The organism is Pseudofrankia coriaricola (genome assembly GCF_032027725.1).
In the GTDB taxonomy this organism is placed as follows: Bacteria; Actinomycetota; Actinomycetes; order Frankiales; family Frankiaceae; genus Pseudofrankia.
In genome coordinates this window covers 25244-31243 of the sequence record NZ_JASNFO010000129.1, presented here as the reverse complement: position 1 = coordinate 31243, position 6000 = coordinate 25244, and the positions used below count along the sequence as shown (strand labels likewise).

Sequence of the window (6000 nt, the reverse complement as noted above, 5' to 3'; positions counted from 1 at the left end):
GGGAGGACGCTGGGATGAGCAGCGAGTGGCAGGCCGTCGGTCTGGCCGCGGATCCCACTCCGGGTGACCCGGAGGCGGTGCGGGCGCTGGCTACCAAGCTGGATTTGCATGCGACGACCGCTGATGGTGGTACGGCGCGGTTGCGGACGATCGCGGCCGGTGGTGGTGGTGGTGATCTGGCGATGCGGGGTGAGTATGCGGCGGGTTATGCCGAGGCGTTGCGTGATCTGCCGGATCAGCTCGTCAGGCTTGCGCGGGCCTATCGGGGTGCGGGTGTGGCGCTTGCGGCGTATGCGACGACGCTGACCGATGCGAAGACTCAGTCTGGTGCCGCGTTGCGTCAGGGTCTGGATGCGCAGGTCCGTTATCAGGGCGCTCTGGCCAGTGTCGAGGCGATGTTGCCGCCTGAGCGTGCCGTGTTGTTGTGGCCGAATGATGAGCTCAGTCCGCAGTCGGTCGCGGCCGCGACCGCCAACCTCGAGACGCCGGGACTTGCCGGACAGGTCCAGGTCATCGCCCGCCAGGGCCAGGACGCCCGCGCTGATCAGACATTGGCCGCGCGGCTCGCGCAGGACGCGAGGACCCTGCGCGACGGGGCGGCCAAGACCTGCGCCGACGGTATCGACGAGGCGCTCAAGGACAGCGGTATCAAGAACCGGCCGTGGTGGAAGAAGGCGTGGGACTTCGCGAAGGCGCCGTTCACGTCGTGGAACAAGTTCGTCGATTTCTGCGCGACGGTGGCGCTCGTGGCCGGGATCCTCGCCGCGGTCGTCTTCACCGGGGGTGCGGCGGCGGCGATCCTCGGGGCGGTCGCGCTCGGCGCCGGCCTGGTCGTCCTCGGCGACAGCGTCGTCAAATGGCGACAAGGCAGGGCCTCTTTCGGGGCCGTACTGCTCAACGCCGTCGGCGTGATCCCGGGTGGCAAGGCGCTCGGGCCGGCCCTCAAAGGCCTCCGGGGAGCCAGTACCGCCGTCCGCGTCGGCGGGCGCGGATCCAGGCTCGTCACCGGCACGCTCGGCCGCGCTGGCGGAGCGCTCGCCCGCGTTGGGCGCAACGTCACCACGGCGGTTCCCTTCGGCATCAGGCAGGCCGGCGAGGTCCGCGGCCCCCTGCTGGCCAAGGCCGACACATTCGCGAAGTCGGCCTGGTGCCGGCTCATCGGCCGCGACCCGATCGACATGGCCAGCGGGCAGATGATCCTCACCCAGACCGACGTCGAGCTGCCCGGCGTGCTGGACTGGGCGTTGCAGCGGACCTACCAGTCCGGCTATACCTGCGGCCGCTGGTTCGGCCCCGGGTGGAGCTCGACGCTCGACCTGCGTCTCGAGGTCGACGAGCAGGGCGTCTGCTACACCGCCCCGGACGGTGTGCTGCTGGCCTTCCCACACCCGGAGCCCGGCGGCCCGGCGGTGCTGGCGGCCGCGGGCCCGCGGGTGGAGCTAGTCCTCGACGAGACCGGGTGCTACAGCATTCTCGACGCGGCCGCTGGGCAGGTGTTGCGGTTCGCGATCCCCGCCGCCGGGCAGCGTGGCGTCGCGCTGCCGCTGGCGGCGGTCGTCGACCGGGGCGGGAACACGGTCGAGTTCGGCTACGACCTCGACGGCGACCTGGCGCAGGTATCCCACTCCGGCGGCTACCAGCTCGACATCGAGACCCGCGACCACCTGGTCACCGCCGTGCGCACCGCCCCCGCCGGCGACGAGCCAGCCCGCGAGCTGGTCCGCTACCGCTATGACGCCGCGGGCCGGCTCACCCACATCCACAACTCCTCCGGCGAGGCGCTGCGGTTCGACTACGACGCCGACGGCCAGATCATCCGCTGGGTCGACCGGAACGGCACCGAATACCGCTACACCTACGACGCGTCCGGCCGGGTGATACGCACCGAGGGCTCCGACGGTTTCCTCGACGGCACGATCGAGTACGACGAGACGCGCCGGGTCACCCGGGAGACGAACTCGCTCGGGCACGTCACCGAGCACCACTTCACCCAGAGGCTGCGCCCGCTGCGCCAGGTCGACCCGCTCGGCCGGGTGACGACGTTCGCCTGGGACGCGTCCGACAACCGGACCGCCGAGACCGACCCACTGGGCCGGACGGTGCGCTACCGCTACGACGAGGCGGGAAACCTAACCGAGGTCGTGCGCCCCGACGACACAGTCGTCACCACGACGTGGAACGAGCAGCGCCGCCCGGTGACGACCGTCGACGCCGACGGTGCTCACGTCGAGCGCGAGTACGACGCCCGCGGCAACCTGCTCGCCGTCGTCGACCCACTCGGCGCCCGCACCCGTTTCCTCTACGACGACCGCGGCCGGCTGATGGCCGTCACCGACGCACTCGGGCAGGTCACCCAGGTCGAGACCGACGCCGCCGGCCTACCCATCGCCGTGATCGACCCGCTCGGCGCGGCCACCTCCTACAAGCGCGACGCCCTCGGCCGGATCGTCGCGATGACCGACCCGATCGGCGGGGTCACCCGCTTCGCGTGGACACCGGAAGGCCGGCTCGCCGCCCGCACACTGCCGGACGGCGCCACCGACACCTACCGCTACGACGCCGAGGGCAACCTCGTCGAGCACGTCGACGCGGCGGGCCTCGCCACCGCCACCGAGGTCACCCATTTCGACCTGCCCGCCGCCCGCACCGGCCCAGACGGCGCCCGGCTCCTGTTTGGCTACGACACCGAGCTACGCCTCGTCGCCGTCACCAACCCGCATGGCCTCGTCTGGCGCTACGAGTACGACCCCGCCGGCCAGCTCGTCACCGAGACCGACTTCAACGGCCGCGTCCTGCGCTACGACTACGACCCGGCCGGGCAGCTCACCGCGCGGACCAACGGCGCCGGCGAGATTGTCACGTTCACCCGGGACGCACTCGGCAACGTCGTCGAGAAGCGCGGCCCAAACGGCGTGACGACGTTCGCCTACGACGCCACCGGGCAGGTCGTGCGGGCCACCGGCCCCGGTCCCGGCGGCGGCGAGGGCGCCGGAGCCGGCGGCGGCGAGGGCGCCGGAGCCGGCGGCGGAGGCGGAGGCGCCAGCGGCGGCGAGGCCGAGGTGACGTTCGAGCGCGACGCGGCCGGAAGGGTCGTCGCGGAGACGATCGCCGGCCGTCGCGTCGTTTCGGAGTACGACGCGCTGGGCCGGCGGATCCGCCGGACCACCCCGTCCGGGGCGGTGAGTGACTGGGAATACGACGCCGCGGGCCGTCCCCTCGCGCTGCGCACCGCCGGCCACACCCTGCGCTTCACCCACGACGCCGCCGGCCGCGAAATCGAGCGACTCCTGACGCCGGACGGCGTCGCCGGTCCTGGGCTGGGCAGTCCGTGGCTGGGCGGTTCGACGCTGGGCGGTTCGGGCACCGGCAGTTCGGGACCGAGACTGGGTGGTTCGAGACCGGACGGCTCGGCACCGGGCGGTTCGGGCGCGGCCGTCGCGCTCACACAGACCTGGGACGCCAACCACCAGCTGCTGTCTCAAACCGTCACCGCCGGCCCATTGGAGTCGCTGGGGACGGTATCCGCGAGCCTCGCCCGCCCGGCCGGCGCGACGGCGACCCGACTGCTGCAACGACGGGACTTCAGCTACAGCCCCGACGGCTACGTCACCGAGATCGACGACCTCGCCAGCGGCCTGCGTCGTTTCGACCTGGATCCGATGCGCCGCGTCGTCGCCGTCACCGGCTCCCCGTGGCGGGAGCGCTACGCCTACGACGCCGCCGGCAACGTCACCAACGCCACCTGGCCGATCGCCGGTTCACCGCCGGCCGCCCAGCCAGGCACCGGCGATGAGGCTGGAACCGGTGTTGGGGCTGGAACTGAAGGCGGGACCGGAGCTGGAGTTGGGGCCGGAGACCGGACCGGGGTTGGGGTTGGCGATGGTGAGGAGGACGAGCGCGGTAGGCGCGAGTACGCCGGCACCCTGATCCGCCGTGCCGGTGCGGTCCGCTACGAGCACGACGCGCAGGGCCGTGTCACCCTCCGCCAGCGCAAGCGCCTGTCCGGCAAGCCCCGCACCTGGCGCTACACCTGGGACGCCGACGACCGCCTGACCACCGTCACCACCCCCGACGGCACCGTCTGGCACTACCGCTACGACCCCTTCGGCCGCCGAGTCGCCAAACACCGCCTGGCCACGGACGGAACGACCGCCGAGCGAACCGACTTCACCTGGGACGGCACCGTCCTCGCCGAACAGCACCACACCGCCGGAGTCGGCGATGTCGGCGCAACATCGGAACTGACCACCGCCGATCTGAACGGTCTCGCCGGCCCCGAGCCGTCGGTGACCACCTGGGACTGGGAGCCAGGCACGTTCCGGCCCCTCACCCAGACCGAACGCCGCCGTACACAGGACCCAGCGCGCCCCGGCATTTCCGAAGGCTCAGCCGGCTCTCCTGCCTCCGCCACCTCTCATGGCTCTGGCGGCTCGGACGGCTCGGGCGGTGCTGACAGTGCTGACGGCCTGGACAGCACCGACCAGGCCTGGTTCGACGCCCGCTTCCACGCCATCGTCACCGACCTCGTCGGCACCCCCACCGAGCTGCTCGCCCCCGACGGCACCCTCGCCTGGCACCCCCGCACCACCCTCTGGGGCGTCACCCCCCCACCCACCCCCGGCGAGCCCACCTGCCCGCTACGCTTCCCCGGCCAGTACCACGACCCCGAGTCAGGCCTCAACTACAACTACCACCGCCACTACGACCCCGAAACGGGACGTTACGACTCCCAGGACCCACTAGGCCTTCAGCCTGGGCCGAACCCACAGGCTTACGTAGACAACCCTCTGAGCTGGCTGGACCCGCTAGGACTCGCACCATATGGCAAATGGATGTCGCCTGAAAGGTTTGCCCAGGAGGAGGCGCGGGAGGTGCGGAACCTCTTCCGTACCCAAGCGGGTGCGACCGAGACCGGCCAGCACGGAGCAGGGCTGCAAGCAGCTGCATCCGAGCTCCGGAAACGTGTCGCAGCAAATGACTATATACCCGAAATCAAGGACCGCCTCCTAGAAACGGCAAGACAGTGGGAAGACAGAGCGCGAGGCGTTAACCATGGAATGCAGCGAGGTCGATGAGACATCCCGAGATATTATCAATGCAGCCTCGGGAGAGTTCTTCAGCGAGCATCGAAAGCTAGCCCTGCTAGAGGTGGTCCGCCGAACGACCGCGCCGACTGGGGCAGATGTAGAGGCCAAGGCTGTCGCACTTGCGATGCTCGCACAACAAGATCCATCGTACCTCGAGGAGGCCATTTCCGCACTTGAACAAGCGACCGCAGCGAATGCTCAGAGAAACTGGGCGCTAATGCACCTCGCCGAAGCATTCTTTAAAGACTCACGTCTGACCGAAGCATTGAAGCTTGCATCCTCAGTCGACCAAGAATTTTTTGACGAGCAGGACCTGCGCTGGAGATCGGTCCGAATGGATGAAATCCGCGCCGTGACACTTCTCCGGCTCGGAGATTACAGCCAGGGAACCTCTCTCGCGATACAGCTGTGCAACATTCTTTCTTTGCAAGGCGACGATGAAGATCTTGCATCTCCTGCAGACCTAGCCAACGAGGCCCTATCGCTTACCACCTCCCCCGACAAGGACGCCCGATCCGCCGGGTGCACAATACTTACCCATCTAACAACGTCGATAGAAATTGATTCATGGTTCACAGCCGAGGTGGCTGGTCGAGTACGAGCCTCTATGGCTAATTGTGACGATGAGACGGCATAATGTCGGCCTGCAGACTGGGACAGGTGACCGACCGTTGGAGGATGAGGTAGGCGCGGCTCGCAGACGGGAAAGAACTGGTCGAGTTCGAGGTTTAGTAAATAGCGGCGGCAATTCGGGGGCTGATGGTGAGAAGTAAGAGGACGCCGCCGCCGGTCTTGACCTCGTCCGCGACTCTCAGCAGCGAGGAACAGCGTCGGTGAAGACCGATATTGCGTCGCCGCAACTGTGCAGTCGTACGCTCGTGTCTGGCTTCCAGTCGTTTCCGGTCGCTTGCTC

At 69.0% G+C, this 6000-nt stretch carries 2 protein-coding genes; both read left to right on the top strand.

Features of this window, described 5'->3' with window-relative positions; all coding sequences use genetic code 11:
• Window positions 1–14: 14 nt before the first annotated feature.
• Window positions 15–5075, top strand: coding sequence for a DUF6531 domain-containing protein (locus tag QOZ89_RS43455; protein ID WP_312630040.1), 5061 nt, complete (start codon window positions 15–17; stop codon window positions 5073–5075).
• Window positions 5053–5724 carry a YyaL domain-containing protein gene (locus QOZ89_RS43450; protein WP_131803965.1) on the top strand — a complete coding sequence of 224 codons (672 nt, stop codon included), beginning with the start codon at window positions 5053–5055 and terminating at the stop codon, window positions 5722–5724. Before QOZ89_RS43455 ends, QOZ89_RS43450 begins: the two co-directional genes overlap by 23 nt.
• Window positions 5725–6000: the final 276 nt, after the last annotated feature.